This window comes from Halalkalibacter suaedae (assembly GCF_017939705.1).
GTDB lineage: Bacteria > Bacillota > Bacilli > Bacillales > Bacillaceae_D > Halalkalibacter > Halalkalibacter suaedae.
Window position 1 is genome coordinate 1 of the sequence record NZ_JAGKSQ010000002.1, and the last position, 26,303, is coordinate 26,303.

37 protein-coding genes are annotated in these 26,303 nt (G+C 36.6%); 18 read left to right on the forward strand and 19 right to left on the reverse strand.

The features are described from left to right. Window positions 1-294 precede the first annotated feature (294 nt). Together J7W16_RS03945 and J7W16_RS03950 are read left to right on the forward strand one after the other, a co-directional pair. The gene (locus J7W16_RS03945; protein ID WP_210595925.1) at window positions 295-1,278 is read left to right on the forward strand and encodes an NAD(P)/FAD-dependent oxidoreductase; all 984 of its coding nucleotides are present in this window, start codon (window positions 295-297) and stop codon (window positions 1,276-1,278) included. A gap of 134 nt (window positions 1,279-1,412) precedes the next feature. Then, the gene (locus J7W16_RS03950) at window positions 1,413-1,589 is read left to right on the forward strand and encodes an SE1832 family protein (RefSeq protein ID WP_210595926.1); all 177 of its coding nucleotides are present in this window, start codon (window positions 1,413-1,415) and stop codon (window positions 1,587-1,589) included. 94 nt (window positions 1,590-1,683) lie between these two features. Here the strand turns inward: J7W16_RS03950 and J7W16_RS03955 are convergent, their stop codons facing one another. Both J7W16_RS03955 and J7W16_RS03960 read right to left on the reverse strand, forming a co-directional pair. Then, window positions 1,684-2,400 (reverse strand): MgtC/SapB family protein, encoded by a 717-nt coding sequence (locus J7W16_RS03955; RefSeq protein ID WP_210595927.1) that lies wholly within the window; start codon window positions 2,398-2,400, stop codon window positions 1,684-1,686. A gap of 25 nt (window positions 2,401-2,425) precedes the next feature. Continuing rightward, entirely contained in the window at window positions 2,426-2,689 is a 264-nt protein-coding gene (locus tag J7W16_RS03960; RefSeq protein ID WP_210595928.1) for a YrhK family protein, read from the reverse strand. A 200-nt stretch (window positions 2,690-2,889) separates the two neighbouring features. On the opposite strand from J7W16_RS03960, the gene J7W16_RS03965 reads away from it, so the two are divergent. After that, window positions 2,890-3,762, forward strand: coding sequence for a manganese catalase (locus J7W16_RS03965; protein ID WP_210595929.1), 873 nt, complete (start codon window positions 2,890-2,892; stop codon window positions 3,760-3,762). Window positions 3,763-4,144: 382 nt separating this feature from the next. On the opposite strand, the gene J7W16_RS03970 is transcribed toward J7W16_RS03965, so the two are convergent. The 4 genes from J7W16_RS03970 to J7W16_RS03985 form a co-directional block, all read right to left on the reverse strand. After that, complete coding sequence (locus J7W16_RS03970; RefSeq protein WP_210595930.1) at window positions 4,145-4,666, reverse strand: hypothetical protein; 522 nt, start codon at window positions 4,664-4,666, stop codon at window positions 4,145-4,147. Window positions 4,667-4,847: 181 nt separating this feature from the next. Continuing rightward, the gene (locus J7W16_RS03975; RefSeq protein WP_246879849.1) at window positions 4,848-5,093 is read right to left on the reverse strand and encodes a stage VI sporulation protein F; all 246 of its coding nucleotides are present in this window, start codon (window positions 5,091-5,093) and stop codon (window positions 4,848-4,850) included. Between the two features lie 481 nt (window positions 5,094-5,574). Next, a complete protein-coding gene (locus J7W16_RS03980) occupies window positions 5,575-6,519 on the reverse strand; it encodes a glycerophosphodiester phosphodiesterase (protein ID WP_210595932.1) in 945 nt (314 codons plus the stop codon). 118 nt (window positions 6,520-6,637) lie between these two features. Next, window positions 6,638-7,408, reverse strand: a complete 771-nt coding sequence (locus tag J7W16_RS03985) for an AraC family transcriptional regulator (RefSeq protein WP_210595933.1) — start codon at window positions 7,406-7,408, stop codon at window positions 6,638-6,640. 162 nt (window positions 7,409-7,570) lie between these two features. Here J7W16_RS03985 and J7W16_RS03990 point away from each other — a divergent pair, with 162 nt between their 5' ends. Further along, on the forward strand, window positions 7,571-8,329 hold the full coding sequence (locus tag J7W16_RS03990; RefSeq protein WP_210595934.1) for a sugar phosphate isomerase/epimerase family protein: 759 nt from the start codon (window positions 7,571-7,573) through the stop codon (window positions 8,327-8,329). A gap of 80 nt (window positions 8,330-8,409) precedes the next feature. On the opposite strand, the gene J7W16_RS03995 is transcribed toward J7W16_RS03990, so the two are convergent. The 3 genes from J7W16_RS03995 to J7W16_RS04005 all read right to left on the reverse strand — a co-directional run bounded on the left by J7W16_RS03995 (window position 8,410) and on the right by J7W16_RS04005 (window position 10,084). Then, window positions 8,410-8,898, reverse strand: coding sequence for a GNAT family protein (locus J7W16_RS03995; protein ID WP_419095812.1), 489 nt, complete (start codon window positions 8,896-8,898; stop codon window positions 8,410-8,412). 156 nt (window positions 8,899-9,054) lie between these two features. After that, the gene (gene bshB2, locus J7W16_RS04000; protein WP_210595936.1) at window positions 9,055-9,720 is read right to left on the reverse strand and encodes a bacillithiol biosynthesis deacetylase BshB2; all 666 of its coding nucleotides are present in this window, start codon (window positions 9,718-9,720) and stop codon (window positions 9,055-9,057) included. Window positions 9,721-9,736: 16 nt separating this feature from the next. Continuing rightward, a complete protein-coding gene (locus tag J7W16_RS04005; protein ID WP_210595937.1) occupies window positions 9,737-10,084 on the reverse strand; it encodes a YojF family protein in 348 nt (115 codons plus the stop codon). A 151-nt stretch (window positions 10,085-10,235) separates the two neighbouring features. On the opposite strand from J7W16_RS04005, the gene J7W16_RS04010 reads away from it, so the two are divergent. Next, window positions 10,236-11,018: a S1C family serine protease gene (locus J7W16_RS04010; protein WP_210595938.1), complete on the forward strand. Its 783-nt coding sequence runs from the start codon at window positions 10,236-10,238 to the stop codon at window positions 11,016-11,018. A gap of 159 nt (window positions 11,019-11,177) precedes the next feature. On the opposite strand, the gene J7W16_RS04015 is transcribed toward J7W16_RS04010, so the two are convergent. Further along, the gene (locus J7W16_RS04015; RefSeq protein WP_210595939.1) at window positions 11,178-11,774 is read right to left on the reverse strand and encodes a hypothetical protein; all 597 of its coding nucleotides are present in this window, start codon (window positions 11,772-11,774) and stop codon (window positions 11,178-11,180) included. 233 nt (window positions 11,775-12,007) lie between these two features. On the opposite strand from J7W16_RS04015, the gene J7W16_RS04020 reads away from it, so the two are divergent. The 7 genes from J7W16_RS04020 to J7W16_RS04050 all read left to right on the forward strand — a co-directional run bounded on the left by J7W16_RS04020 (window position 12,008) and on the right by J7W16_RS04050 (window position 17,202). Further along, window positions 12,008-12,313 carry a metal-sensing transcriptional repressor gene (locus J7W16_RS04020; RefSeq protein ID WP_210595940.1) on the forward strand — a complete coding sequence of 102 codons (306 nt, stop codon included), beginning with the start codon at window positions 12,008-12,010 and terminating at the stop codon, window positions 12,311-12,313. A gap of 73 nt (window positions 12,314-12,386) precedes the next feature. After that, window positions 12,387-12,596: a copper chaperone CopZ gene (gene copZ, locus J7W16_RS04025; RefSeq protein WP_210596629.1), complete on the forward strand. Its 210-nt coding sequence runs from the start codon at window positions 12,387-12,389 to the stop codon at window positions 12,594-12,596. A 72-nt stretch (window positions 12,597-12,668) separates the two neighbouring features. Continuing rightward, window positions 12,669-15,074, forward strand: coding sequence for a heavy metal translocating P-type ATPase (locus J7W16_RS04030; protein ID WP_283246017.1), 2,406 nt, complete (start codon window positions 12,669-12,671; stop codon window positions 15,072-15,074). Window positions 15,075-15,087: 13 nt separating this feature from the next. Next, window positions 15,088-15,921, forward strand: coding sequence for a hypothetical protein (locus tag J7W16_RS04035; RefSeq protein ID WP_210595942.1), 834 nt, complete (start codon window positions 15,088-15,090; stop codon window positions 15,919-15,921). A gap of 1 nt (window position 15,922) precedes the next feature. Beyond that, a complete protein-coding gene (locus tag J7W16_RS04040; protein ID WP_210595943.1) occupies window positions 15,923-16,117 on the forward strand; it encodes a YwbE family protein in 195 nt (64 codons plus the stop codon). Window positions 16,118-16,220: 103 nt separating this feature from the next. Continuing rightward, window positions 16,221-16,721 (forward strand): CBO0543 family protein, encoded by a 501-nt coding sequence (locus tag J7W16_RS04045; RefSeq protein ID WP_210595944.1) that lies wholly within the window; start codon window positions 16,221-16,223, stop codon window positions 16,719-16,721. After that, complete coding sequence (locus tag J7W16_RS04050; RefSeq protein ID WP_210595945.1) at window positions 16,708-17,202, forward strand: CBO0543 family protein; 495 nt, start codon at window positions 16,708-16,710, stop codon at window positions 17,200-17,202. The genes J7W16_RS04045 and J7W16_RS04050 overlap by 14 nt, the downstream gene beginning before the upstream one ends. A 33-nt stretch (window positions 17,203-17,235) precedes the next feature. Here the strand turns inward: J7W16_RS04050 and J7W16_RS04055 are convergent, their stop codons facing one another. The 9 genes from J7W16_RS04055 to J7W16_RS04090 all read right to left on the reverse strand — a co-directional run bounded on the left by J7W16_RS04055 (window position 17,236) and on the right by J7W16_RS04090 (window position 24,024). Next, entirely contained in the window at window positions 17,236-18,192 is a 957-nt protein-coding gene (locus J7W16_RS04055) for a hypothetical protein (protein WP_210595946.1), read from the reverse strand. 155 nt (window positions 18,193-18,347) lie between these two features. Next, window positions 18,348-19,796 carry a recombinase family protein gene (locus tag J7W16_RS04060; RefSeq protein WP_210595947.1) on the reverse strand — a complete coding sequence of 483 codons (1,449 nt, stop codon included), beginning with the start codon at window positions 19,794-19,796 and terminating at the stop codon, window positions 18,348-18,350. A gap of 132 nt (window positions 19,797-19,928) precedes the next feature. After that, entirely contained in the window at window positions 19,929-20,132 is a 204-nt protein-coding gene (locus J7W16_RS04065; protein ID WP_210595948.1) for a hypothetical protein, read from the reverse strand. Window positions 20,133-20,262: 130 nt separating this feature from the next. Further along, window positions 20,263-20,877, reverse strand: a complete 615-nt coding sequence (locus J7W16_RS04070; RefSeq protein WP_210595949.1) for an ImmA/IrrE family metallo-endopeptidase — start codon at window positions 20,875-20,877, stop codon at window positions 20,263-20,265. Window positions 20,878-21,009: 132 nt separating this feature from the next. Then, entirely contained in the window at window positions 21,010-22,662 is a 1,653-nt protein-coding gene (locus J7W16_RS04075; protein ID WP_210595950.1) for a hypothetical protein, read from the reverse strand. Then, window positions 22,652-22,939, reverse strand: a complete 288-nt coding sequence (locus tag J7W16_RS22360; protein WP_419095810.1) for an ABC-three component system middle component 6 — start codon at window positions 22,937-22,939, stop codon at window positions 22,652-22,654. Before J7W16_RS22360 ends, J7W16_RS04075 begins: the two co-directional genes overlap by 11 nt. Beyond that, complete coding sequence (locus J7W16_RS04080; RefSeq protein WP_210595951.1) at window positions 22,902-23,426, reverse strand: ABC-three component system protein; 525 nt, start codon at window positions 23,424-23,426, stop codon at window positions 22,902-22,904. The genes J7W16_RS22360 and J7W16_RS04080 overlap by 38 nt, the downstream gene beginning before the upstream one ends. A 21-nt stretch (window positions 23,427-23,447) precedes the next feature. Further along, window positions 23,448-23,624 carry a hypothetical protein gene (locus J7W16_RS04085; protein ID WP_210595952.1) on the reverse strand — a complete coding sequence of 59 codons (177 nt, stop codon included), beginning with the start codon at window positions 23,622-23,624 and terminating at the stop codon, window positions 23,448-23,450. Window positions 23,625-23,676: 52 nt separating this feature from the next. Continuing rightward, the gene (locus tag J7W16_RS04090) at window positions 23,677-24,024 is read right to left on the reverse strand and encodes a helix-turn-helix domain-containing protein (protein WP_210595953.1); all 348 of its coding nucleotides are present in this window, start codon (window positions 24,022-24,024) and stop codon (window positions 23,677-23,679) included. A 159-nt stretch (window positions 24,025-24,183) separates the two neighbouring features. Between J7W16_RS04090 and J7W16_RS04095 the strand changes: the two genes are divergently transcribed. From J7W16_RS04095 to J7W16_RS04115, 6 genes are all read left to right on the forward strand, one after another. Further along, complete coding sequence (locus J7W16_RS04095; protein ID WP_246879850.1) at window positions 24,184-24,408, forward strand: helix-turn-helix transcriptional regulator; 225 nt, start codon at window positions 24,184-24,186, stop codon at window positions 24,406-24,408. A 35-nt stretch (window positions 24,409-24,443) separates the two neighbouring features. Further along, on the forward strand, window positions 24,444-24,587 hold the full coding sequence (locus J7W16_RS04100; protein ID WP_210595955.1) for a hypothetical protein: 144 nt from the start codon (window positions 24,444-24,446) through the stop codon (window positions 24,585-24,587). Between the two features lie 48 nt (window positions 24,588-24,635). Beyond that, a complete protein-coding gene (locus J7W16_RS22105; RefSeq protein ID WP_283246018.1) occupies window positions 24,636-24,758 on the forward strand; it encodes a hypothetical protein in 123 nt (40 codons plus the stop codon). Between the two features lie 67 nt (window positions 24,759-24,825). After that, window positions 24,826-25,350, forward strand: a complete 525-nt coding sequence (locus J7W16_RS04105; RefSeq protein ID WP_210595956.1) for a helix-turn-helix domain-containing protein — start codon at window positions 24,826-24,828, stop codon at window positions 25,348-25,350. A 151-nt stretch (window positions 25,351-25,501) separates the two neighbouring features. Then, a complete protein-coding gene (locus J7W16_RS04110; protein ID WP_210595957.1) occupies window positions 25,502-25,837 on the forward strand; it encodes a hypothetical protein in 336 nt (111 codons plus the stop codon). Continuing rightward, window positions 25,827-26,192 (forward strand): hypothetical protein, encoded by a 366-nt coding sequence (locus tag J7W16_RS04115; protein WP_210595958.1) that lies wholly within the window; start codon window positions 25,827-25,829, stop codon window positions 26,190-26,192. The genes J7W16_RS04110 and J7W16_RS04115 overlap by 11 nt, the downstream gene beginning before the upstream one ends. Window positions 26,193-26,303 lie beyond the last annotated feature (111 nt).

Sequence of the window (26,303 nt, forward strand, 5' to 3'; positions counted from 1 at the left end):
TGCAAATAAGCTTGAATGGAAGTGTTTTACACACTGCCAACGCAACGCGTCAAAGCTTTATCCATATTCTGTTTTAAATTACAGTATGTGTATATTAATCTTGGAGGACTGTACTAAAAGTTTTTTTTAAGAGGACAAAAAAAGACGAAGACCCCCGTCAGATCAACTTTCTCTGAGGGAGTCTACGTATATTTCATTTGCTATGTGATTGCATTATTCGGTATTTAAGTTAACCACTTTAGTTATGTCCCAGCCTCTTTCAAATGAAAAAATAGGATTAAAGGAGTATAAGGAATGAACGAACTCGAAGTTTTCGATATTACTATTATTGGTGGAGGTCCAGCAGGTTTATTTGCTACTTTTTATGCAGGTATGCGTGACATGAAGGTGAAGATCATTGATAGTTTAGGGCAATTAGGTGGGCAAGTCGGTGAATTGTATCCTGATAAGTATATTTATGATATTGGTGGTTTCCCAAAAGTTAAGGGAAAGGATTTTGTTCGCCAATTGGTCGAGCAAGCTCAGTTTGCATCACCAGAAATTTGTCTTAATGAAACGGTTCTACATGTGGAAAAGAAAGAAGGGGTGTTCACTCTCGAAACAAATCGTCAAACTCACCTCACAAAAGCTATTCTTATCACAGGAGGAATTGGTGCTTTTGAACCTCGAAAGTTAAACGTTGAACGTGCGGATTTCTATGAAGGGAAAAATCTTCACTACTCAGTAAAAGATATTAATGATTTTAAAGATTCTAAAGTTCTTATTTGCGGTGGGGGAGATTCTGCTATTGATTGGTCGTTGATGCTTAATGATGTTGCTGAAGTGACCCTTTGTCACCGTCGAGCAGAATTTAAAGCACATGAAAGTAGCGTAAATCAATTAGCTGAAACAAGTGTAGAAATGAAAATTCCTTATGTTGTGAAATCATTAATCGGTGATGAGGACGGAATTCAGCAAGTTGTTATTGTCAGCAAAGACGGAGATGAAGAAGTATTAGATGTTGATCATGTCATTGTCAATTATGGGAATATTTCTTCTTTAGGGCCTATTAAGAGCTGGGGACTTGAGATGGATAGGAATTCTATCTTTGTTAACACAAAAATGGAAACAAATATCGAAGGAATCTATGCTGCAGGAGATATTGTTAATTATGAGGGCAAAGTAAAGCTAATAGCCGTTGGCCTTGGAGAAGCACCTATTGCAATCAACAATGCAAAACAGTATATTGATCCTGCTTCAAGGGTACAGCCACTGCACAGCACAAGTGTTTTTAAATAGCAGAAATAGGTACAAATTCACATGTTTTTTGCAATGTTATTTTTTGGGTGAGAAAGTGTAAGCAACAAGTGTCTTAATCATTTATAATAAGGTTGAAAGAACCTACACCTGTCTTATTAGGAGTGAATTAGAAAATGACTAGAAAAGAAATAGAGGACCAAATAGCAGAGCTGAAGGACGAGTACTTACAACTACAACATAATCTAGAAAAATTAGAGTACGTTAAAGGAGACCTCTCGCCACTTGAAAAACGCCTGAATGTTATTGAAGAGGAATTAAAAGTCCTTAATGTTGCATTGAGCCAGGCATAGACTAAGTGCTCCGTCTGAATATTACTTTAGTATAATGAAGATGGCCCATTTACTTTATGAAGATTGATCTAACCGAAAATGAAAAAATCCCACATTACTGTGGGGTTTCTTCGTTTAATTGAGTGGTAACCTTTTTAATATTGTCCAATTGTAAAAGCGAATCCACAATCGCTTTTTTCTTTTGATCATTTGTATGTTGGATGAAAAATTGAAAGGTCATGTTGGAGTTTTCACCAGCTTCTGACGTCGTTTTTACAATAGACCCTCCATTGTTTTCAATCGTATTCGATAGTGTAGTAAAGGAAAATGGCTGTTTCACGTTTAAAGTTAGAATAAAATTACTCTTATTTTTATGGAAAAATGTAGCCTCCAGCTTGTTTAAAAAAAATAACACAAATAGAACGAGAAGTGTTGTAACAATTGCCTCAAAATACATTCCGTTCCCAACAACTAAACCAATTCCTGCGACAATCCAAATAGAGGCTGCAGTTGTCAGACCGCGAATTTGGGTTCCGCCACCTTGTACAATTATTGTCCCCGCACCTAGAAATCCAATACCAGTAATGACATAAGAAGGTATCCGAGAAGGGTCAATTGTTGTTACGTTCGGATATGTAGTAATGAAGTTGGAAAAACCATCTAGAGATAAAAGCATTAAGAGGCATGCACCTAAACCAACCAGTATATGCGTACGTAGACCAGCAGCTTGTTTTTTTATCTCACGCTCAAGTCCAATCATTCCACATAGAATAATCACAAGAAAGATCCGTAAAAGTGGTGTCACTATTTCTGTATTATTGAATAAGTCCATCGAAAATCCTCCCGAAAATCAAATTTTACTTTGATTGTGAGTTCCTTCTTTTTAGGTGAAACATTTTTAAAAATTGAATAAATGGTCTTATTACAAATAGTGCACTACCGATAATAAATAGCCAGATGCCTTGCTCTTTTGTCTCTGATGATAAGAAAAAAATACTTCCTACTAAAAATAAAAGTGCGATGATAACATCGTTTAAATGATAGAAAAATTCGTAACGTTTCTTAATAACAATTGTTTCGTTCTTACCGAGTGGTATGTCTATTTCATTATTATATCTCATGTAATCACCTCAATTGTCGAATTCCCTTGCTACAAAAATTTTAAACAGAATAGCTGAAAATATATCTTAGAACGATTTAACCAAAGCGAAAATTTAGTTACGGAACATATTGAAAACGGCAGAAAAATGTTTCCAGATATAATTCGCTTTTATTGATCCACACTATAAATGAACAAATACTTAGTAAAGGACGTGTTTGTATGTTTTACCATGTGAAAGAGCTTCAATACAATGCAAAGCCGACACAGCCAGACCCGGTTTATGCAAAAAAATTACAGGAAATCCTAGGTGGACAATACGGTGAAATGTCGGTTATGATGCAATATCTATTTCAAGGTTGGAATTGCCGTGGAGATGAAAAATATCGTGATATGATTTTAGATATAGGGACAGAAGAGATTGCACACGTTGAGATGATTGCAACAATGATTGCACAGCTTTTGGACGGAGCTCCTGCTGGTGATCAAGACCACGCGGCAGCTGATCCTGCAGTTCAAGCTGTTTTAGGTGGGATGAATCCCCAACATGCAATCGTTAGTGGGTTAGGAGCTAAGCCAGAGGATAGTGTAGGGTACCCGTGGACTTCTCGCTACACAATCGCTAGTGGGAATTTACTAGCAGATTTTAGAGCGAATTTAAATGCTGAGTCTCAAGGTCGTCTTCAAGTAGTTAGACTTTATGAAATGACGACAGACCCTGGTGTACGTGATATGCTTCAGTTCTTAATTGCTCGTGACACAATGCACCAAAATCAGTGGATGGCAGCAATTGAGGAATTAGAGCGTACTCAAGGTGCAGTTGTACCTAGTACATTTAATCAGGAATTTGAAAAACAGGAAGTTTCTTATACGTTTATGAACTTTTCACAGGGTGAAGAGAGTAAAGAAGGAAGCTGGGCACATGGTCCTTCTTATGACGGACAAGCCAACTTTGAGTATAATGCAGACCCGAAACCAATGGGACAAATCCCGCATCTACAACCTGCACCACCTTATATCCATGGAACATTACCAACAGACATGCAAATCATGGCAGGGGCTGGCAAGATGGAGCCCAATCAGTTACAACAATAAGTTATTTCAGATAAGAGGCTGGGATAAAAGTGATTTAACTAAGAAAATCCGAGCAATATAGTTGGCGGAAGGAAACCGCTCCTGAAATATACTTCGCTTTCCGCGGGAAGCCGGTGAGCCTCCTCGTCTACGACTGTGGGGTCTCACCTTTGGCTTTTTGATCCCGCAGGAGTCTACGTATATTTCATCCGCTACGTGCTTGCTTTGTTCGGTATTTCAGTCAGACACTTTAGTTATGTCCCGGACTCTTGTTAGTAAAAGTATGATAAGGGTAGTCTGTAACATAAAGTTAGTGTGCTTTTACATAGAAAAAACAGACACTAAATCTGATTAAGTGTCTTTTATTATACAAGATTTTATGTTTACAGTCATAATAGCTAGATCATTTAGAAGCTAAATACAGTTTTGGTCGACTAGTTTTATTATTAACTTTTTGAGGAGAGGGCCTTGTTGAATTCATTTTATCTATTTCATTTTGGTTTTTCGTTTGTTCCTTGCTGCTGTTGTCTTTCTTTAGTTCCTTAATTAGTTGGGGCAAGACTAGACTATATTTTTCAATCATTGGTAATGACTCTTCTACCACTTTAACAATGCTCTGAACATTTCCGAGTGTTCCAAGTATTTTTGAGGAAGTAGTTGTAGACGGTAAGGGGAGAGCTGATCTTGTTTGTTGTAGTTGGTTTGAATTCTGCATTCTATTGACTTGTTTTCCTTTTGTGAATGGGGTTGACCTACCTATTTGGCCACTTAGATTTGGCATCATTCTTTGACTTGTATTCCTAGATTGACTATTCGCTATATATCTTTGATGATCTGGATTGAGTGAACCTCTCATATTCGATTGATTTCCAGGTGGATTATTTGGTAGCTTTTTTTTAAGTAATGATTGTAATAGTTGAAGCATAACTGTACCTCCTGCTGATTATTCAATTGCTCTTATATACTATTCATGTTGCGATGTTGTGTATAGACGAAGAAAGACTAAGTAGAACTGAGGTGAACGAAACGTTAACAAGTGCCAACTTTAATGAAAAAAACTGAAAAGGCAGTTATTCCCTTTCAGTTTGAGAGTTTAGTGATTTTGATTATTTCTTATTGTTTAACAATTGGGAAATCGTCTTCTCATCAATCTTTTGTTTTTTGTTAACTAACATGTCAACAATTGAGTTCGACATTTCAGGTGAAACTGGCTTGTTAGCTAATTTAGCAACTTTATCTATTAATTGTCTTACAGATTGTTCGTCCTGGAAATTTACACCCTTAACTGAATCTGTTAGTTTTAAAATATCTTCAAATTTGACACCAGTCTTTTTTTCAATTCCATTAAACATATCCATCCCTCCTTTTTGTTATCCTATGAAAAAGTCGTAGATGGGACAGAGATATTAGCACAATTATATGAAAATTAGTCTAATGAACTAGGTTTTCAATTTTGATGTGTGCTCCCTGAAAGCCTTTCAGTTTCAAACTACATTTATGAGTTTTTAATCCTTTTGGAGAATATTAAACTCTGTATGCCAGCCCCTTTTTTGATTGATAGACTAGTGTCTGATTCGTTTCAATTTTTGCTTGCATAAGGTACTAGTAGGTAGTATATAGCATAAACACTGAAGTAGAGACAACGTAGGATGGTTATTTCTCTTTTTAGTAGAACGGCAAGAGAGTCTCAGCTTTACTACTGAGACTCTCTTTTTCTTTTGTATAGTGAAAAACGTTGTGATTATGAATGGGGTGTAGACTCTTTTATTCTAAAGGGAATAAAGTCTAAGGGAGTATAACCTACATCACATATCAAGATCGATATGCCATTGACTAAATAGAATCTTCATTACTTAGTGTCTCGGTTACCACTTTCAAAATCCCAAGTGTCTTTTCGAAGTCAATTTGACTGAGTAAGGATAATGTCGCCTTGAATTTTGACTTAACTTCTTCGGTTTCAATTAGGCTTGGATCTGAAGATATTGTCGCTAATAGATTAGGTTTATTTGTAATAATTCCATCAATTTGATAGTCATTTAAATATAGAGCTATCTCTTTATTATTTACTACCCATGGCATTATTTTGAGTTTTGCATTGTGAATGAGGTTAACGATGTCTTGGTTAACCGTTAGATAGTGTGGATTAATATAATTCACTACGGTTGACCACTCGCTTAGTCGCTTTTTTGTTAGCTGGGTCTGTAAGTTGACTAACAGCCCAGTGGTAAGTGATGGAATGGCTTTTTTTAGTTGTTGTAAAATAGTGTAATCAAAGGATTGTACGATAAAAGAATCGATGGAATAACCATTGCTTAATAATGTGTTAAAAAAATGAATTAATCTTTTTTCAATCCCAACATTTAAGGAAGGATCTTTAATTTCAATAAGAAATTTAACCTTTTTCCCATATTGCTTTATAACCTCTTTTAATGTAAGGATTTTTTCGTTACCGAATCTTGAATTGAACCAACTCCCGGCATCCAACTTCTTAAGTTGAGCTAGAGTCATATCCTGAATTCGACCTTGCCCGTCGGTTGTGCGATCAACTGTAGAATCGTGAATGACTATCAGCTGTCCGTCCTTACTCATTTGAATATCAAATTCAATAATATCAGCACCCATTTCTACTGCCAAATCAAAAGCCGCAGCTGTATGTTCTGGTGCATAATAGGATGCTCCTCGATGTGCTACTATAGGGATTTTTTTCTTCTGATCATAAGAGTCATAGATAATCATGATGAGTATAAATAACATTGAATAATAGACATTACCAAACATAGTAGCCTCCAACTTGCGACTTAATTGTGACTATTTACACTGTTATCCAGGCTATTCTTGATTATCTTATTGTATATGCTATTTAAATTACATTTGATTGGACCCCTCAATCAAGTTTCTACTCGATTCTCCTATAGACACCAGGGGACATCTGATATGTTCTTTTAAATATTTTATGGAAATAAGGATAGCTTCCGAATCCACAATTGTCTGCAATTTGTCCAAGGGATAACGATGTATATTTCATTTGATCAATGGCTGATGATAATTGAATATCCAATGAATATTCGATCATTGTTTTCCCAACACTGCTTTTAAATAGGTGAACAGCTCTAGATACACTTAGGTTAACGTGACGGGCGACGTCTTCAATTTTAAAAGCTGTTAGGGCGTTTTCTTCAATAAACCTCATCATTTGTGTAACGACTGGTGGGCGGTTGAAAACAGGACGCGTTTCCGTAACAGCTCGTTCTAAAGAGACACATAGTGCTTGCAATAGATAACTGATTAGCTCCTGACTCTTCTCCGCTATAGGACGGCGTTCTTCAATAATAATTTGACGCCATAACAGCAGTACTTTTTCATCAATATGTATTCGCGAAATGGTCGGTTTGTTCGATCGATTCCACCATTCCTCGATCCATTCTCCACTGCAAAACAAGAAATAGTCACCACTGTTTTGATCATCTTCAATTCGTAAATTATATTGCTCTCCCGGTTTTAAAAGGAGAAGGTCGCCCTTTTCAATTGCTGTTCTTGTTCCATTGACGTCAATTTCGCATGAGCCTTCCGTCTGTAATCTAAAAAGATAGTTCGTTACTCCATTTTTATTTAAGGAATAAAATTTCTTTGAATGAAACGAAAAACTACATAGTCCAATCGAAAGCATGAGTGACCTCCTAAAGATATAAATAGCAAAATAGTGTATGATTTAATTATATCATTTATTTGAAAACACCAATGTATCGACTATTATGGAAGTAAATAAGTTATATGAATATCTATTATTTTGAGAAGGCTTACATTTTTAATCAGAAAAGAGGTCATTTAGATGTCAAGTACTCCAATTGCCGTTCAAATGTATACACTACGTGAGGAAAGTAAGGTAGATTTTGTCGGTACATTAAAGAAGGTTGCTGAATTAGGATTTGATGGTGTTGAATTTGCTGGTTTTGAAGGCAGAACAGCAGAGGAAGTCAAAGCTCTCTTAGATGAGTTTGGCTTAAAAGCTGCATCAAGTCATATTTCATTAGAGCGATTAAAAGATAATTTGGATGAAGTTATTGCAGATCAGAAAACAATTGGTAGCAAGTTCATTGTTTGTCCATTTCTTGCACCTGATCAACGGAGTGAAGAGGATTACTATTCTCATATAGACTTTCTTGAAAAGGCAGGGAAAAGAATAAAGGAAGAGGGACTTACTCTATGCTATCATAATCATGAATTTGAGCTAGAGTTACTTAGTGATGGGCGGAAGGCACTCGAAGCAATTTTTGATGACACTAGTGCGGAGCTTGTACAAACAGAGCTTGATATTTACTGGTTAACAAAAGCTGGAGAAAATCCATTTGAATGGATCAAGCGTTATAAGGGCCGTACCCCATTGATTCATTTAAAAGACATGACGACGGATGAAGAACAATTTTTTGCGGAACTAGGAACAGGCGGTATTGACATCGAGGGCATTCTCCAGTTAGGGGAGGAAGCCGGAGTAGAATGGTGGATTGTCGAACAAGATGTAAGTCGCCTCAGCCCACTAGAAAGCATTGAAATAAGTATGAATTATTTAAAAAATTTAAAAAAACGATGAATAACCGCAAGTACACAAAGGAAATGGAAAAAAAGGGCACTGAAAAGGTAGAGTCATACCTTATTAGTGCCCTCCTTATCCTAATAGGGGGGATTCCAATAGATTTCACCTGATTGCTCGGCTTCATTGACAACTATATCAAAATCATGCTTCTCATAAAAATGGATGAGTCTATCAAGATGATCCCAATCTCGTTTGGCGAGGTCGCCTTTAATGCAACGAATATTTTGATCAAGGGCATGTTCCTTTAGATAATCCATGCAAATCGAACCGAATCCTTTGTTTTCTTCACCTTTAATGTCACCAATAAAGATCGTCGAAGGGTCGTCATATTTTGCTTGAATCATAAAGTCCCAGTTGCCACGATAGGCGGATTCACACTCGTTCAGTAGAATCTTGCATGAATACCCATCATCAACCAATGACACAATCACCCATTTTTCATCTTTTGTTTGTTCGATGCCGAGGACTTGCTGTTGCTTAGCAATTTCCTTCATGTTTTGTTGCATGCGAAACAATTGAAACTCTAAATCTTCGTACTCTTCTTTGATTTGTTCGGGCTCTTTCATCTCCTCTTCCGCCCGTAGCTTCGTTAAAAGCACCCAACCACTCCTTTTCATAGCCATTTACAAAATATATAGTATACAAGAGATTAGAAAAGCGTGCAACTAAAAAAAGTGTGTTTCACAATGATATGTGAAACACACGATTAATTTAAACAAGAATTAGAATTGATAGGTCCAGAAGCGTTCTGTTTGAAGCCAAGCCATTGCTTCTGGATCACCATTTGCCCATTTTGGCTCCATATCCTTTAACATCCATGCTGTTTGGGAGATATGTGCTCTCATTGCAGCAATTTTTTGATTTGCGTATGGTTGGATGTTAATGATCACATCAGCTTCTCCAATTTCGTCTTGATGATTGTTTGAAAATGCGAGGCAATGAACAGTTGGTCGTTGTGAAACTTCAAGTTGTTCCACCGCTTTTATGACAGCACGACCTGTTGCGTCGTGATCAGGGTGTACTGCATGACCTGGATAAAAGGTAATAATCAGAGAAGGATTTAGCTCATTAATCAAGTCTAAAACAAGCGCAATCATTTTATCCTCTTTCTCAAATTCAATCGTTTTATCACGAAAGCCAAGCATACGCAAATCTTGAATTCCCATAACCTCAGCCGCTTTTAATAGTTCTTGCTTTCGTATTTGGGGGAGAGATTCCCTAGTGGCGAATGGCGGATTCCCCAAATTTCTTCCCATTTCTCCAAGAGTTAGACACGCATAAGTAACGGGTGTTCCTTGACTTGTATGCATTGAGATGGTTCCTGAGACACCAAATGCTTCATCATCTGGATGTGGGAATATGACAAGAACCTGTCTTTCTTTCTTCATGATGATCTCTCCTCTCTTATTCAAAAGGTGTTGGACTTATTTCAAGAGCAACTGCTAGTTTTCCATCTGTTCCGTGACCTGCAAGTAACAAGCGCCCATGTTGATCCATTTCAAAATGCGTGAGTCCCTCTGCATAAATCCAACCGATTTCCAGTTTGAGCCCAACACGATATGGCCCGTCACCAGCGATTTTTCCATGTTCATATACAACAAGTGCATTGCGAATATAAGCACCGGCAGAATGAAATGCCTGATCATTATGAGATGCATATGCTCCATTAGTCGTTTCTAAATGTACATAGACCTTTCGATTGCTAAAAAAATCAATATGCTTCTGGACTTCCTTAATATGTATTAATTCCAAAGTATAGCCTCCCAACCTAGCGAATTGAACTGGTATGTATTATTATAAAGCATCTGAGTCAAAACGAACAATTAAACGAATTTGTGATTTCTCTGCAATGAAGATTTTTGTTAAAATAGAGTAGAATGTAGTGGAAAGAATAGGTGATTAAATGAAAGAAACAGATGAAGAAGAAGTAGAATTTGAAGAGCCTGCACCGGAGGATTTTCTTTTTGATGAAGAAGAAACGGTAGATGAAAAAGATAAAAAACGACGGAAAACGGTGCTGTTCCGAGTGATCGGCTTGATCGTTGCTGTCGTATTAATTTTACAAGTCGGAAACATTTGGTTCAATATTTTGTCGGAGGAATCGAGAGAGCTCACGGAAACGTCTGAGGAGCTAAGTCAGCAGGAGGATGTATCAATTTATAAAGAGGCAGTTGTAGCCATACAAGGAAATGGTGGACGAGGAACTGGTTTTTCAATTAGTGATAATGGCTACATCCTAACAAATCATCATGTAGTATCTCAAAGACAGCCATTAACTGTATCCTTTCCAAATGGCGATTATTTTACGGCTGAAATTGTAGAATCAATGGAGGAACCCGATTTAGCTTTGTTAAAGGTCGATGGAGAGGATCTGCCTTTTTTGACTCTACGTTCGTCGGATGCTAAGGAAAATGAAGACATTTATGTGATTGGAAACCCGCGACTCCAAACACAAATTGTCAATGAAGGGCAAATATTAAATAATGAAAATCCTTTTCAACGAATGAGGATATCTAATAAAATCTTACCTGGACATAGTGGAAGTCCTGTAATTGCTCAAAATGGAGAAGTTGTTGGTGTCGTTTATGCTCGTTCACTAGGCACTGAAGAGGGGTATGGTTTAGCGATCCCCGTTGGACAGGTGTATGACTATTTTCCAAGTCTTCAAGAGCTATTAGATGAATAAGACAAGAAGCACTGGGCATACCAAAGTTTCTATCTGAATTCCGAACAGAGAGCAATCATGTGGCTAAGTATAAGTTAAGAGCGGTTAACGTCCGCTCTCTACCACTTGTTCGAGTTTTCTGTTAGTTGTCCCAGGCTCTCTTCCTATTGGCCATAGAGTTTAGACGTCTATAATTTTGTCGTTTTGTTTGATATCAATTAAGTAATAATGGTGTTCGTCGTGATGAATCTCATTTTTGCCTACAATACTGTAATCATTGATGAAAAACAGAAACACACAGATTAAAAGGAAATACGTAAGGGGATGAACCCAAAAATTCTTAGTGGTTTTCAGTTTTTCGATCTCTTTAATTAATAATAAGTATACAAAAAAGAAAATCCCAACAGTCCATACACTTAGTATATTTAAGAGTTGGATGTGATGATCAGGTGATATCATCATCCCAAGCATTGTCCCCATCATGCCACCCATTGCTCCCGATAATAACCCATCCAAAACTGCAGCAAGTGAAGAAGGTAAGCCAGCGATCACCCCGATTATACCCCCGACGAGCATTGAAACGATGGTCACTTCAAAAAAGAAATCTGGATACAGAATGTAAGAGATTGTTCCGACATACAAACCAATAACCATTCCGAGTGCCATTGATACAACCATTGCGACCATACTATTCATTTCTTCTTTTAGATAATAGGTAAAATAAAGCAACCAACCTAGTAGAAATAGAAAATTAATAATAAGTAATGTTAACTGCATGAATGTTGTCTCCTTCCTGATGTGCTTCTTTCATTTTATTTAAGAGGAGCAGAAATTATGTACAAGTCGTAATGAACATGGCACAAAGGGTTAATTCAACTAGAATAGAAACTCTGGAGTATCAAATAATAACTTCAATGAAGCGGAAAAAATGCACACTAGTTCTTTGACATTATATATTTAGACTATGTTATGATATACCCATACAAGGTATTGTGGGAGGGGATCGATACATGGCTCATTCACATGAAGATGAACAAGTGACGCATCGACAAGATCGTGAGAAAGATCAGCTTATTAATCGACTAAAACGAATTGAAGGACAAGTAAGAGGGATACAAAATATGGTTACAAATGATCGATACTGTGTTGATATCTTGATTCAAATTTCTGCAGTCAATGCGGCAATGAAAAAGGTTAGTTTGCAATTAATGGAGGATCACACCAAACATTGTGTTGCCGACGCGATCAAACAAGGAAATGGTGATGAAGCAATATCGGAGTTAATGGATGTTGTAGAACGATTAACAAAAACATAATACTTATATCTTGAATACCGTGGGGGAGTATGGTAATCTTGAAATGAAATCAAAATTAGGATGGTGTACTTTTATGGAATCAGTATCAATCAATGTACAAGGAATGTCTTGCGGACACTGTGTTTCAGCAGTTGAAGGAAGCGTCAGCAAATTATCTGGAGTTTCTTCAGTTAAAGTGGATTTAGGTGCTAATTTAGTTGAAGTAACATTTGATAAAGAAGCAGTATCATTAGAAAAGATCAAAGCTGAAATAGAAGAGCAAGGATATGATGTTGTAGCTTAAACGTACCTACTAGGTGCGTTTTATTATTAAAACTAATATACCCTGTGGGGGTAATGAAGAGGAGGGATTTTGATGACTCAGAAAACGATATCCTTTCAAATATCTGGAATGACATGTGCGGCATGTTCAACAAGAGTAGAAAAGGGCTTAAATAGAGTTGTAGGTGTTGAACAAGCTAATGTTAATTTAACGACTGAAAAGGCAACGATCAGTTATGAATCAGACAAAGTTGATCTCGAGCAATTAACTGAAAAAGTCGAAAAGCTAGGCTATGGTGTTCAATTAAAAAAAGCCGAGTTCGATGTTATAGGAATGACATGTGCTGCTTGTTCAAGTCGCATAGAGAAAAAGCTATCAAAACTTGATGGAGTGCAGCAGGTTAATGTGAATCTAGCCATGGAGAAAGCCACGATAAGTTATGTTGAAGGTTCGACTCAGCCATCAACTATGAAGGAAGCCGTAAAGAAAATAGGATTTGAATTAAAAGAGAACAGGGAAGTAGAAGAGCAGGCCTCTGAAAAACAACTAGAGCTGAATCAACAACTAGGTAAATTTTTATTTTCTGCTATTTTAACATTGCCACTTCTGTGGTCAATGGTTACTCATTTTGAATTTACCTCATTCATTTGGATGCCGGAAATGTTCATGAATCCTTGGGTCCAATTAGCTCTTGCAACACCCGTGCAATTTATTGTTGGTGCTCAATTTTACAGGGGGGCATACAAAGCACTAACTAATAAAAGTGCAAATATGGATGTCCTCGTAGCAATGGGAACCTCCGCTGCATATTTCTATAGTCTTTATTTAGCTATTATTGCCAATCAGCAAGGTTATCTCGGAATGCCTGAACTGTATTTTGAGGCTTCTGCAGTTATCATCACACTAATTGTGCTTGGGAAGCTTTTCGAAGTTCGAGCGAAAAGCCGAACAAGTCAGGCGATTCAAAAGCTACTTGGATTACAGGTTAAGACAGCATTTGTCATTAGAGATGGTGAAACAACAGAGATTCCGATTGAAGAGGTTGTAGTAGGGGATTACCTTCTTGTAAAACCAGGATCAAAAATACCTGTAGATGGGACGATTATTGAAGGGACTACGGCGATTGATGAATCGATGATTACTGGGGAGAGTATTCCCGTTGATAAGCAATCTGATGACACAGTTATAGGATCAACTATTAATAAAAATGGTTCAATAAAAATGGTTGCTACAAAGGTTGGTAAAGATACAGCGCTTGCACAGATTGTTAAGATCGTTGAAGAGGCTCAGGGGTCTAAGGCCAATATTCAACGATTAACTGATAAGGTTTCGGGAATATTTGTACCTATTGTCATTGCGATCGCAGCGATCACATTTTTGTTATGGTACTTTGTTATAACAACTGGAGATCTTTCGGCAGCGTTAATTCCGACGATTTCAATTTTAGTTATTGCTTGTCCATGTGCGTTAGGTTTAGCGACCCCAACATCGATTATGGCAGGATCGGGTCGGGCCGCAGAACTTGGATTGCTATTTAAAGGTGGCGAATACCTTGAAAGTACGCAATCGATTCAAACCGTTGTACTAGATAAGACGGGAACAGTCACAAAAGGAGAACCGGTATTAACCAATTTCATTACAGATGACGAAAAGGTCCTTCAACTAGTCGCAACTATTGAAAATCAATCTGAACATCCTTTAGCAAAGGCAATTGTTGATGGAGCCAAGGAAAGGGGTGTTTCGCTTCTTACTGCAACTGAATTTACAGCAATTCCTGGATACGGAGTGGAGGGTGTTGTCGAGGGACAGCATGTAGTGATCGGCACGAGAAAGCTACTACATGAGCGAGAGGTTGATTTCAAATTAGCGGTAAATGAATTGGAAACACTCGAATTAGAAGGGAAAACGGCAATGCTGATTGCAGTTAATGGGCGCTATAAAGGGACATTAGCAGTTGCTGATACTGTAAAGGAAACATCAAAAGAAGCAATTACTGCCTTGCAACAGTTAGGATTAGAGGTCATAATGCTAACTGGAGACAATAAGAGAACCGCCAATTCAATTGCGAAACAGGTTGGAATTACAAATGTGATATCAGAAGTAGTACCACAGGAAAAAAGTTCCGTTATTGAGCGATTGAAGTCAGAAGGAAAAAAGGTGGCTATGGTTGGTGATGGATTAAACGATGCTCCGGCCTTAGCTGTAGCTGATATAGGGATGGCAATTGGCACTGGAGCTGACGTAGCTATAGAAGCAGCAGATGTTACGCTAATGCGTGGGGATTTAATGAGTGTTGTTGATGCGATTATCATTAGCCGTAAGACAATGACGAATATTAAGCAAAATTTATTTTTCGCATTTGTTTATAATACAATTGGGATTCCTATTGCTGCAATTGGTCTATTAGCCCCGTGGGTAGCTGGAGCTGCAATGGCGTTTAGTTCTGTTTCCGTCGTCTTAAACGCATTACGATTACAAAAAGCAAAAGTACGTCCATAAGGAGAGTTCAAAGATGAAAACAGTTCAAGGATGGGTACTCGCAGCACTAGGTATTCTCATCGCAGTGATTGTGAGCTACGACGTTTTTTCAACTCAGTCAAGTGAAGATAATCATGGACACGAACAAGGTCAAGCTGAGGAACATCAAGAGAATGGTGAACATGATCATCAGCATGTTGTTGAGGATGAGGTCAATTCTACCATTGAAGTTGATGTCAAGTATCACAACAACCTCCTTACTGTTAACCTAGTAGACGAAAATGGCGAAGTACCGAGTCTCGAGATGAATCATGAAAAGAAAATGCACCTGATTTTAGTGAGTGAAGATCTTGAATCGTTTGTTCATCTTCATCCGGAGCAAATGTCTGATGGGAGCTTTACGGTTGAATCAGAGCATGAAAGTCGCTCCTATCAAGTATTTGTTGATATCGTTCCGACAAATGGAGCATACCAAGTTCAACCAATATCACTACATGGTGTTGGCCACGATCATGAGGAGCATCAACATCAACCTCTTGTAGAATCCGAAAAAACCGTTCGCATTGAAGATATTGAGGTCACACTTGGACATGAACCGATCATTGCAGGTGAACAAGCGAACTTGCATTTTTCTGTCAATGCTGATGTTGAACCATATCTAGGTGCATTAGGACATGTTGTCATTGTTAATGAAATGGTTGACTCATATATTCATGTGCATCCTAAATCAATTGAAGAGCCAATATTTGCAGCCCATTTTGAAAAAGCAGGTATGTATAAATTATGGGCAGAATTTAAGATAGATGGAGAGGTCTATGCTTTTCCATACGTCCTAGAAGTATTGGAAAGTGAAGAGGGGGACAGCTAAGATGAACGGCAAAGATCGAAATCAAATAAAGCCAGGTATTGAAGTTGATATTGTTCTAAAACAAGATCAACGCACAGGTAAGTTAACAAGAGGATTTGTTAAAGATATTCTCACAAAATCGCCAAATCATCCACACGGAATTAAGGTCAGGTTAGTAGATGGTCAAGTAGGTCGAGTGCAACATATTATTCAATGAATCATTAAGGAACCGTTAGGCATCAGGCTGTCGGTTCCTTTTTTGAATATATTATATTAAATGGTTGAACACTAGTAAGAAGGGAACAAGGAGGTATTGAAAGATGACCATTGATCAAATAACACTCTTATTATTGTGGATTTTGTTTCCGCTTCTTCTTCTCATTTTTGTGCCTAAAGATCGAATAAGAGAATTGGTTGCTGTCTTTCTCTATTTTCACGCATTAACATGGGCATTTAGCATTGTTTTAACGCACTATGGTTTGCTTCAGGCAGGTACTTTAGAATTTCCACATGCGACGAAAATTAATTTTAGTTTAGAATATATTGTTTATCCTTCTATTGCGGTTTTCTTTCAGTTGTGGTTTCCGGAACACAGATGCAGGCGATTAAAGGCATTGTATTATTTATTTTTTGTCCTTTTGATTCTAACCATTATCATCCTAGTTAGTATTTTTACAAATTTGATTTTTTTAACTGTTAGTGGAGTGATTAGCAGTTTCTTCAATTTCCTCATTGAGTTTGTCTTATGTAGAAAGTTCATTCAATGGTTTTTAAGAGGAGATTTAATTCTAGAAAGCAGGAGTGGCTATGAATACGAGTGAAACGATTCTATATATTGTTTGGGCACTGGCTATACTATTCTTACTGTTCATACCAGTACAGCGAAGACGTGAAGCAAGCATTTGTTTCTTATTTCAACAGTTTGTGACATGGTTTTTGGGAATTCTCGTTGTTGAAATGAATTTAATTGCTTATCCTGTTCGATTATTTGCTGATGTGAACCAGACGAGCTTTACGTTTGAATTTATTATTTACCCTACTATGGGTGTTTTCTATATTTTATTATATCCCGTATGTAAACAAATGTATTATCGTATATTCTATACAATTAGTTTTGTTACAGCTATAACAATATCAGAAATAATTCTAGAAAAGTACACAGATACAATTGAATACATTCAATGGAATTGGTTGTATTCTTGGATAAGCTTATGTTTAACACTTCTTCTATTAAAAGTTTTTTATAACTGGTACTTTCAAGTTAAGGTAAAGGAAAGGAAAAAAACTACGTACTCTCTCTAGACAAATTCAAAGAGAATACGTAGTTCTTAGTTTCTAGAAAAGTATCAAAGCTGCTAATGTAGAAATAATTAATCCTAGAATAACAGGGAAAAAACTTTTTCGGACTAAGTCCATTACAGGAACCTTGGCAAAGCCTGCAACAGCAACGAGAGAGGACCAAGCAATTAATGTACCTCCACCAACCCAGATCGACCCCATTTGCCCAATTGCAGCAAGTGTCGCTGCATCAATTCCAACACTCTGACTTAGAGCTCCAGATAATGATCCAACAAGAGGCAAGCCTGAAAACCCAGAGCCATCGAGTCCTGTAATCATGCCGATCAATAGAATGCCAAATGCGGCAAGAAAAGCACTTTCAGGAATCAGTTGTTGACCTGCTTGAACGAGATCAAATAAAAATGCTGGAGCCTCAACGCCTTCAGCAACACCTAAAATCCGACCAGCATAATCACCACTTCCGATAAAGAAGAATCCGGCTATTGGAATGACCGGTCCCATTGCTTTAAATGCAAAGACAAAGCCTTTGACTAAATGGTCACTGACGTTTGTTAAAGAATCACGCACTTTATAGACTGTGGATGCCGCAATCAATAATAGCACTGCCGTTCCGCCAATTAATGCAGCCCCAGCTCCACCTTCCATATCTGGAATTGTCTCAGAGAATTTGGAGGCGATCATGTAGATAATGATCAGTAAGAACGATATCGGGACGGCAAAGGCAAATAGAATGCTAGCTTTCTTCGTTTCTCTTTGGGGCAACGCATCCTCTTTTAAATTTGAGGAATCAGCCATTTGCCAGCTGCTTAAGTGATTACGCGATGGCTCTTTGATCGATTTCCTTAAAAAGAAGTAAGCCGTTGATAAAGCTACGCCACCTGTAATAAGAGACAAGATCAATGCTCGATCAGCAACTGGTGCAACAGCAATTCCAGCAGAGGTGGCATTTAGCATCGGTGCTATTTGAATCATATAATCTGCAGAAAGAGCCATGCCTTGACCGGCTAGTGAAATAGCAATCGCTGCACCAATTGGTGGTAAACCGGCTCTTATTGCAACTGGGATTAGGATCGCACCAATTAAAGGAACCTCATTGGTTACAGAAGTGACAATAATGTATTAAAAATAGGGAGGGGTTTAAACCCTCCCTACTTAAAGACGATGTTATCTAAATGTATATTCCTCTTATGGTGAGGAGTCTTTTTACCTGGCTCTAGGTCAGGAGAATCAAGAGTAAACGAATCGACAAGCATCATTAAGCTGTACTTTTTTTCTTTATTATCAAGTTCCTTCCAGTTATCGATAAAGTCTTTTAACACTTCAGCAATTTCGTCTTGGTCAAAAGTGGGTTGATCTGATTCTAACGAGTGAAGCTCGTGTTCTAATTCGTCATGAAGTTTAGCGTCGTTTTTCGTATGCATGCGAAGCTCTTCCATCGAGATGATGTCATTTGCAAAAGCGAGTTGCCATTTTTTCCTTCTGTTACGGATTGATTCTAATTGCTTTTTGAGATTTGTTATTTGTTTCAACGTATCAACCACTTCGATCTCGACATCTGGAACTACTGTTTGGTAATCGCTGATTAGTTCCGAGAAATGCTCGAGTAATTTCGTTTCGACGATGGTTTCTTTTATAATCGGAAGATCGCAAAGACCATCCCGTGCTTTTGAACAGCTTAAGTAATGGGCAATTTCCTTAGTCTTCTTTGAATGCAATCTACCTTTCAGACGTGCTCCGCATCTTCCACAGCGGGCAATACCTGTGAAAATGTAATTGGATGAGGCAGAACGAGGAGAGATGTTTCTCTTTGAATCCCTTAAGTTAGAGCACTGATCAAAAAGTGACTTTGAAATAATAGGTGGAGCGATATCCAGATAAACTTCACCATCGTATCGAAGTTCACCGTAGTAGATTGGATTTTTAATCATACCTGCAACGACTTTTCCCCATAAGGTGTTACCAAGTCTTGTCTTGTAACCATGCTCATTCAAGTATGAAGAGATAGCATGGTCTCCATGACCTTTAGCATACATTTGGAACATTAATTTAACCATACGGGCCTCTTCTTCATGTATAATAAGCTTCTTGGTTTCCTCATCATATCGATAGCCGGTTGGCACTAAACCACCTTTGTATTTCCCTTCTTGAAGCATGCGTTGAATACCCATTTTGGAACGTTCTCCAAGATTTTCACGTTCCCATTGAGCAATGGCTGATACAAGTGTAATAAACAGTCGACCAGTTGCAGTTGTTGTATCAAACACTTCAGTTGCTGATTTAAACATGCAATTGTTCTTATCGAATAGATCCAGTAGTTTATATAAGTCCAGTACAGAACGAGTAAGTCGATCTAATCTATAAACCAGCACTACATCGATTTGATCATCAGCAATATCATCTAGCATAGACTGAAGCTGCTCACGCTCTGTATCTTTAGCTGATCTACCTTCGTCTATGTAGTAACCGATTATGGTCCAATCTTGCGATTGAGCAAACATTTCTAATCTTGCCACTTGAGCCCTAATTGAGTAACCTTCCTTTGCTTGTTCTTCAGTTGAAACACGAGCATATATAGCACAGCGTAAGTTTTTATTCAAAGCCATACCTCCTTACACTTATTTTCGATTGTACAGTGTTTCAAAATAAGAATAGAAATGCGTCAATTATATTAATAGTACAAGATAAGAGTAAAAATGACAGAATGTACGTTCGTTATCTCGGCAAAAAAATTAGTCGACATATAATCGACGGATATTCATTTGCATAACTTCTTCTAAGTCATCCATCCTAACCAAGAAATATTCAGCTTGGTGTAAATGTTCCAGGTTACCCCCGTTTGCCGTTAGGTCAGCGATTACACGTGGGATATAGATACTGAACTCATTGTCGTTAAAAGGATCACGCATCAACGCACCTTGAGTGATAGTTATCACAATAAGTGACTCATGGAAATCTTCTGGCCAGAAACGCTGAAAGGGGGATTCAACATTATAAGACGCATAGTCCACGGCGGTGTTTGTAGGTAGTAAAAGATATTGTGGGTGCAGCTGTCCATCAATTTCATTATAATAAACGCTTAACTTCATAACTTAATCGTTCCTCTCCGACTTGGTTCTTTAGTTGATTTAAGATTGACAGGGTAGAGTCATAGACTTGTCCAGGTTGTAAAGACTTAGGTCTACGTTTGCTTTCTGAACGTGCCATCTTATACTGGAATTCTTGCCGTTTGCGTTCCCGTTTAATAGATTCAAAACGGGCAATGATCATGTCTTCAGGCAGATCAAAGATTTGCTGTAGTTTTTGTATCGATTGATACTTGATTGCAGCTGGTTCAAAAAGATAACGGGGCATGGATGTATAAAGAGATATCCAATATGCTTGAGTTTCCTGTAGATCTTTGAATGGCTCATTAAGTCTTTTCTGGTCCCCGACATGAGCAATAATATGGCTTAGTTCATGAAAAAATTTTCCTCGCTGTTGTAAGCGGGGGAGACGGCTATCTAAAATAACAACAGCGAAATCATCTTCGAATATACATCTGCTTCTTCTAGGCTCGAAATGGAGATCGATATCAAAAGCAATGCAGATGTTTTCTGTTGTAAGGTCGGAAACAGTACGAATTCCTTTCATTCTCATAATCTCAGTAATTTGTTTTTCCCGTAGGGGAGCGTAACGCATCAGAGCCACCACCGTAAATGAACTTATAATTCTAAAATTAATTATACAAACGTACGTTCCTTTTTACAAGAAAAAGAAAAGCCCAGATAATGGTCTGGGCTTTTTTAGGTATTATTAGTTTGTTTATCTGAGCTAAATTTTAAACAGCTTATTATTTTTAGAGAGCTTTAAAATTTTATCCTGTTCTTTTATAAAAGAATAATCATCAATTTTCTCACTTAGAATACTAAAAATGAATTGAGTTTTATTAATCGTTATAAAATCAGCAATTTTTTTGAAATTATGTTCATCGATAGTTTCTAAGACATCATGAACAATAAACTTTGGGTAATCTAATTCAAGTTCTTCAATGAAGGAAACATAAGCTATATCTAACAGCAAAGTAATTGTTTTTCGATAACCAGTCCCAATACCTTCATCAACGTTTGATAAATTTATTGGAAAATCATCATTTTTATATACATACAAACGTTGTCCGAAAACTTCTTGGGTAAATTTTGTAAAGTACTTGTTAAAAACTTCGAGATTATTAACAGTAGACAGGGGATTTCCAATCTTTTCTAACTGCTCTTTTTCAGATTCTAGTTGATCTATAAGAGTATCATATATTTGTTTTACTTTATTTAGCTCACCAAGTATTTCGCTTTGCTTAATTAGTTCACGATGAATTTTGTCATATTCTTCATAATTATTCTCGTTTATAAGATTAATTATGTCTTTATTTTCAGAAATTAATATTTCTCTTTCTTGCTCAATTTGTGAGATATCATAGTTTATTTCAGTTACTCGTTTCTTATAATAACTAATTTTATTATCTTTAATCTTGTCATTGAATTCAATTAATTGATTAAAATCTTTTGAAATTTGACTAAAATCTTTTTTTAACTCCAAATAGAATTCTTTGAGTATTTCATTATCAATCTCACTTGAGTCGTCAAGCTCTTTAGACAAGATTTTTTCAGTTTTGTTACGCTTGAATAAAGCTGCATTAATCGCATCATTTAGAACTGCTAACCGGCTTCTGAAAAGGGATACCTCCTCAAGAGAACGCCTATATTTACTTGTATTTATGAAAGTTTCGATTTTTTCTTGTAGATCATTTACGGAATGCTGAACAATTCTTCTTCTCTCAGCTAAATCAGCCAGATTGTTAATTTGATGTAATCTAAATAAATCCTTTAAATCTTGTTCATATTTTTGTATATTTTCACTAATATCTAATTTGATAGCACTATTTTCATGTGAATCCAATTTAAATAAAAAATCATAAATATTTCGATACTCTCTTGTTGTAGTATTTTGATTCAAAAACTTTAAGGTTGTATGATTGTCCATTTTTTGTTTAATTCTTACAAACTTATTGATTAGTTGTCTAAAAGAAGGTGGCTTCTCGATATTAAATATTATTTCATTAAGGGCTTCATGATAGTCTTTTAGATTATACTTTTTTCCATTTATGAACCGTTTACCTTTATCAAATAATTCTACCTTCAATGTATATATTTGCTTCTTTTTTTCAAAAGTCAATTCAGTAAAAACTTTTTGGGAATTTATATATTCCTTAAGTTGATTAGTTTGACTATTGGTATCGTTATCTGTCCATATATACTTTTTGTCCTTAGAACCCAAACAAATATCGATTATTTTCAAAAAGGTTGTTTTCCCTACATTGTTTCCTCTTTCATCATTACTTTCATCAACAATAATGTTTAATCCAGTTTTAAAGGGTACATTACGTATTTCTTTACCGTTTCCTTCTACAATTCTTAATGATTTAAGATACATATAATAATTCTCCTTCTTCAATCCTTACTTTATCCATGAGATAAAGGAAGTTTAAGGATAAATAAAACTTATAAGGAGGTTGGGTTGAGTCTATATCATAAAAAAGATCATCAATAGATGCGATATTTACTTTATTTAACCTCTTGATTTCTAGGAGAAGACGAGCTGATAAATATAATATTGTATCACTAGGTTTAGAATCCATATCTATCAACATAATAATCACCTTTCTATTAATCCTAGATGGGATCAAGAAGTTTACATTTAATAAAAGCATAGTACATTATTGCATGAATAGCCTCTGTTGCATCTTCTTCCATTATATCCGAACCAAGATTGTTTACAAGAATTTGATATAAGGACTGATATACAAGATCACACAGATGATCTTTATTTTCCCACTTCTCAAAATTTTTCTTCTTAATATAGGTTCTATTTATATTAGTGATGATTCTTTGCCTTTTAGGGATTTCTAATAATATTGAATCGACATCAGAATAATAATGATCACATTCTTGAAATATTGTCCTGTATACATCAATTTCGTTATGTGTCATTTTTTTAGTAATATCTGATGTAAGTTGAGTGTTATAATCATTTTCAATAGCAGGATCTACTTGTGAAAAAGCTTCACAAAATTCGTATAGATAAGATCTATTTAACGTTTTTAGACCTTGAGAATAGTAATTGTTAGTCGTTGAACTAAAATCATTATCTGATCCTGTATTATTTAAGTTATGATGACCATTATTTTTTATACTCATTAATAAGTCACCTCGAAGGGATTATTTGAACTTGTTACTATCTCCAGTGTTATTGGTGTTAGAGTTACCATTATTGGTGATATTTTTGTCTCCTGAATTAATGGTTTTTATTTTGTTATTCAAATTCACTGTCCAAATCACAGAAATAATAGATAGTACTGAAGCAATAATACTTAACCATAATTGTAGATTTTCCATTTTTCTTCCTCCAATTTAATTAATCAATCAAACTCCGTCATCTAGGTGTTTTTCACTCCCCTTGGTCCTTCCTCTTCTCCTTCATAAACCGCTCTTTGAGCCTACGGTATTCCGCCTGCTGTTGTAGAAGATATTCAGCTTCTTCATCATCTTCTACATCTATGTAACCACCATCATAAGCGATGCTGACCTCTGACCGAGGCTTGTCCGTTCTTCCAAGGAGGTAGTCTGTGTCGACGTCGAAGAAATCGGCAAGTTTTTTTAGTGTATCGTAATCTGGTTCGCGATTACCTTGTTCGTACATTGCATATGTAGTTCTGGCAATACCTAGTACTTTTGCTTGATCTGCTTGAGTCAAATTTCTATTTTTCCTTAAGGCTGATAATCTTGAACTTAACATATAATCAAGTCCTTTCGTATTACTCATACAGCTATTATAACTACGCAGTAAGCGTATTTTAATTATTGTCACAAAAAGTGTAATTAATTGTTGACTATACACAATATGCGTAGTAATATAATAAACAAGAAGTACGCAAAACGTGTAAAGTGAGGTGAGATGATGAGAAACTGGTTATTACAAAGAAGGTTAGATCTAAAATTAACGCAAGAAGATGTAGCAACAAACGCAGATATTGCAAGAACAACTTATGCGTCCATTGAACAAGGTTTAAGAAATCCTAGTGTTCCTGTGGCAAAGCGAATTGGAGCAGTGCTTGAGTTTAATTGGACTATTTTTTTTGAAGATAAATGTCACGAATCGTGTAATGTTAATTCTGCATAGGAGGCGATCATCTGAACAAAACTGATCTTTCCACATTGGCTGATATCCAAGCAAAGGTTCTAAAGGTGGCATTCCGGTTAAAGGAAGACAGCACAACAACTACTGAGGAGAAATCAATGGAGCTTGTATCTATATCAGTTCAAATCAATGAATTAATGAATTTCGATGTCGATGGTTAGTACTACTGTCCAACTTGCATAAAGTTGAACATGAAAGGAGCTGGTTACATGGAACAAAACAAACCTTCAAAAGAAGCACTTCGAAATGTTGCTCAGTATTTCCTTAAAACATCAGTCCCTCGGATTCTTAAGAGAAAGAGGGCAGAGGAGCAGACCAAGAAATCTTCTTAACTAGTATTCTAATAATCTCAATGACGCAAGTTAACTCTACAAATGAAACAGAAGGAGTCGTAGTCAAATGGCAATAGGAAACCTAATACAGGAAGCGAGGGAGCGGAAACAACTAACTCAAGAAGAACTAGCAGAGCGTATTCCGTTTACTAGAGGTAGTGTTAGTCACTTTGAAAGAGGTTCACGTGAATTAAATCGTGATGATTATGCAATTTTTTGTGAGGGCCTAGATGATGCAAGATTCACCTTAGAATTGCACCGCGCTTCCACAGGCGGTGTATACATACCTTATTTAGATGGACCAAAAGTAGACCATCATCCTGCTTCACTGACGTACTTAGCTAGGAAAGAACTAAAGGAAGCGAAGGAACATATCACTAAGATTAACTTTTCAAAGCCAATAAGCGTTATGGAAGAATTTGAACTCAATCATATAGAGAGAACCGTTCAAGAGTTATTGGATGCACAAGCCGCAGCTCAAACATTAGTCATAAATCTTTGCTCTCACTTGGAAATTAGTTTTAACGATCAAGTAAAGAGATGGATCGGGAGCAGAACAGCTACAGGACATATTTCTAGGAGGAACTTATGAAGACATCGACTAGCAAGTATTGCGGTGAATGTTTAACTGATTTTCAACCTAATGAAATTGTCTGGTACACACCATTGGAAAATCGATCATTTTGTAGCAAGTGTAAACCAATTTTAAACATCAAATCATGGGAAAAACGGAAGGTGTAATAATGAAAAATCGTTTTAGAGTCTTAGCTGAAGACGAATCACTCGCTTTAAAATTACATGAATTTATTGTTGGTCAATCGAAAGTAATTACAGCTTTATCTAAGCAAGCTACAAGTTTTGTGATAGAGAGCGATCATGACGCGGTACAAGAGGTTTACAAACAAATTGATCTTACAAGAGAGGATATTCGAAAGGCTTATAAAGATTTAGCACAGCTTAGGAAAAAGTACATTTACCTTTGCATACAGACGGAAAAACGTAAATCTATAAATGGACAAGTTACTCCAGATATTCAAATTAATCTTTCGATTATACAAGGAGGATCAAATGAAAACTAAACCACTTTTTGATTTTAATAGGGCAGAAATACAATTGGTTGTTGACGCAATGAGACTTCAAATAAAAGGTCTGAGTGGGTTTGATAAAAAGTTGATGGAAACAGATTACTTCAAGGTGATTAATCAAGGAACTATGGCAGAGCTTGATGGCATGGGGATGGAACATATTACAAGATCACTTAGGAGAAAAGCCTTAATGTTTACAGCTTTATATGGGTCAACTAAACATATTGAAACAAAGAAGATTATGTATGATCTTGCCGCTGTGGTTGCTAGTCGCCGAATCAAGTTTCAACAGCAGCATAACCCTTTAAACAAAAAAGAAGCATCAGCCGGCACAGCTAACGCTTCCTAAATCTAAAAACTCTCAAACTTATTCTAGCACAACCTCGCAAAAAGGCAAAGCACTGGCTTTGCCGAGAGAGACAGGACTAACTTATTGCCTCCCTAAGTAAAAGTTCTGTTT

What these genes read in the sequence shown, in the direction of transcription:
- J7W16_RS03945 (WP_210595925.1), top strand. Translation starts at nt 295, where the DNA reads ATGAACGAACTCGAAGTTTTCGATATTACTATTATTGGTGGAGGTCCA.
- J7W16_RS03950 (WP_210595926.1), top strand. Translation starts at nt 1,413, where the DNA reads ATGACTAGAAAAGAAATAGAGGACCAAATAGCAGAGCTGAAGGACGAG.
- J7W16_RS03955 (WP_210595927.1), bottom strand. Translation starts at nt 2,400, where the DNA reads ATGGACTTATTCAATAATACAGAAATAGTGACACCACTTTTACGGATC.
- J7W16_RS03960 (WP_210595928.1), bottom strand. Translation starts at nt 2,689, where the DNA reads ATGAGATATAATAATGAAATAGACATACCACTCGGTAAGAACGAAACA.
- J7W16_RS03965 (WP_210595929.1), top strand. Translation starts at nt 2,890, where the DNA reads ATGTTTTACCATGTGAAAGAGCTTCAATACAATGCAAAGCCGACACAG.
- J7W16_RS03970 (WP_210595930.1), bottom strand. Translation starts at nt 4,666, where the DNA reads ATGCTTCAACTATTACAATCATTACTTAAAAAAAAGCTACCAAATAAT.
- J7W16_RS03975 (WP_246879849.1), bottom strand. Translation starts at nt 5,093, where the DNA reads ATGTTTAATGGAATTGAAAAAAAGACTGGTGTCAAATTTGAAGATATT.
- J7W16_RS03980 (WP_210595932.1), bottom strand. Translation starts at nt 6,519, where the DNA reads ATGTTTGGTAATGTCTATTATTCAATGTTATTTATACTCATCATGATT.
- J7W16_RS03985 (WP_210595933.1), bottom strand. Translation starts at nt 7,408, where the DNA reads ATGCTTTCGATTGGACTATGTAGTTTTTCGTTTCATTCAAAGAAATTT.
- J7W16_RS03990 (WP_210595934.1), top strand. Translation starts at nt 7,571, where the DNA reads ATGTCAAGTACTCCAATTGCCGTTCAAATGTATACACTACGTGAGGAA.
- J7W16_RS03995 (WP_419095812.1), bottom strand. Translation starts at nt 8,898, where the DNA reads ATGAAAGAGCCCGAACAAATCAAAGAAGAGTACGAAGATTTAGAGTTT.
- bshB2 (WP_210595936.1), bottom strand. Translation starts at nt 9,720, where the DNA reads ATGAAGAAAGAAAGACAGGTTCTTGTCATATTCCCACATCCAGATGAT.
- J7W16_RS04010 (WP_210595938.1), top strand. Translation starts at nt 10,236, where the DNA reads ATGAAAGAAACAGATGAAGAAGAAGTAGAATTTGAAGAGCCTGCACCG.
- J7W16_RS04015 (WP_210595939.1), bottom strand. Translation starts at nt 11,774, where the DNA reads ATGCAGTTAACATTACTTATTATTAATTTTCTATTTCTACTAGGTTGG.
- J7W16_RS04020 (WP_210595940.1), top strand. Translation starts at nt 12,008, where the DNA reads ATGGCTCATTCACATGAAGATGAACAAGTGACGCATCGACAAGATCGT.
- copZ (WP_210596629.1), top strand. Translation starts at nt 12,387, where the DNA reads ATGGAATCAGTATCAATCAATGTACAAGGAATGTCTTGCGGACACTGT.
- J7W16_RS04030 (WP_283246017.1), top strand. Translation starts at nt 12,669, where the DNA reads ATGACTCAGAAAACGATATCCTTTCAAATATCTGGAATGACATGTGCG.
- J7W16_RS04035 (WP_210595942.1), top strand. Translation starts at nt 15,088, where the DNA reads ATGAAAACAGTTCAAGGATGGGTACTCGCAGCACTAGGTATTCTCATC.
- J7W16_RS04040 (WP_210595943.1), top strand. Translation starts at nt 15,923, where the DNA reads ATGAACGGCAAAGATCGAAATCAAATAAAGCCAGGTATTGAAGTTGAT.
- J7W16_RS04045 (WP_210595944.1), top strand. Translation starts at nt 16,221, where the DNA reads ATGACCATTGATCAAATAACACTCTTATTATTGTGGATTTTGTTTCCG.
- J7W16_RS04050 (WP_210595945.1), top strand. Translation starts at nt 16,708, where the DNA reads ATGAATACGAGTGAAACGATTCTATATATTGTTTGGGCACTGGCTATA.
- J7W16_RS04055 (WP_210595946.1), bottom strand. Translation starts at nt 18,192, where the DNA reads ATGGCTCTTTCTGCAGATTATATGATTCAAATAGCACCGATGCTAAAT.
- J7W16_RS04070 (WP_210595949.1), bottom strand. Translation starts at nt 20,877, where the DNA reads ATGCGTTACGCTCCCCTACGGGAAAAACAAATTACTGAGATTATGAGA.
- J7W16_RS04075 (WP_210595950.1), bottom strand. Translation starts at nt 22,662, where the DNA reads ATGTATCTTAAATCATTAAGAATTGTAGAAGGAAACGGTAAAGAAATA.
- J7W16_RS22360 (WP_419095810.1), bottom strand. Translation starts at nt 22,939, where the DNA reads ATGCTTTTATTAAATGTAAACTTCTTGATCCCATCTAGGATTAATAGA.
- J7W16_RS04080 (WP_210595951.1), bottom strand. Translation starts at nt 23,426, where the DNA reads ATGAGTATAAAAAATAATGGTCATCATAACTTAAATAATACAGGATCA.
- J7W16_RS04085 (WP_210595952.1), bottom strand. Translation starts at nt 23,624, where the DNA reads ATGGAAAATCTACAATTATGGTTAAGTATTATTGCTTCAGTACTATCT.
- J7W16_RS04090 (WP_210595953.1), bottom strand. Translation starts at nt 24,024, where the DNA reads ATGTTAAGTTCAAGATTATCAGCCTTAAGGAAAAATAGAAATTTGACT.
- J7W16_RS04095 (WP_246879850.1), top strand. Translation starts at nt 24,184, where the DNA reads ATGATGAGAAACTGGTTATTACAAAGAAGGTTAGATCTAAAATTAACG.
- J7W16_RS22105 (WP_283246018.1), top strand. Translation starts at nt 24,636, where the DNA reads ATGGAACAAAACAAACCTTCAAAAGAAGCACTTCGAAATGTTGCTCAG.
- J7W16_RS04105 (WP_210595956.1), top strand. Translation starts at nt 24,826, where the DNA reads ATGGCAATAGGAAACCTAATACAGGAAGCGAGGGAGCGGAAACAACTA.
- J7W16_RS04110 (WP_210595957.1), top strand. Translation starts at nt 25,502, where the DNA reads ATGAAAAATCGTTTTAGAGTCTTAGCTGAAGACGAATCACTCGCTTTA.
- J7W16_RS04115 (WP_210595958.1), top strand. Translation starts at nt 25,827, where the DNA reads ATGAAAACTAAACCACTTTTTGATTTTAATAGGGCAGAAATACAATTG.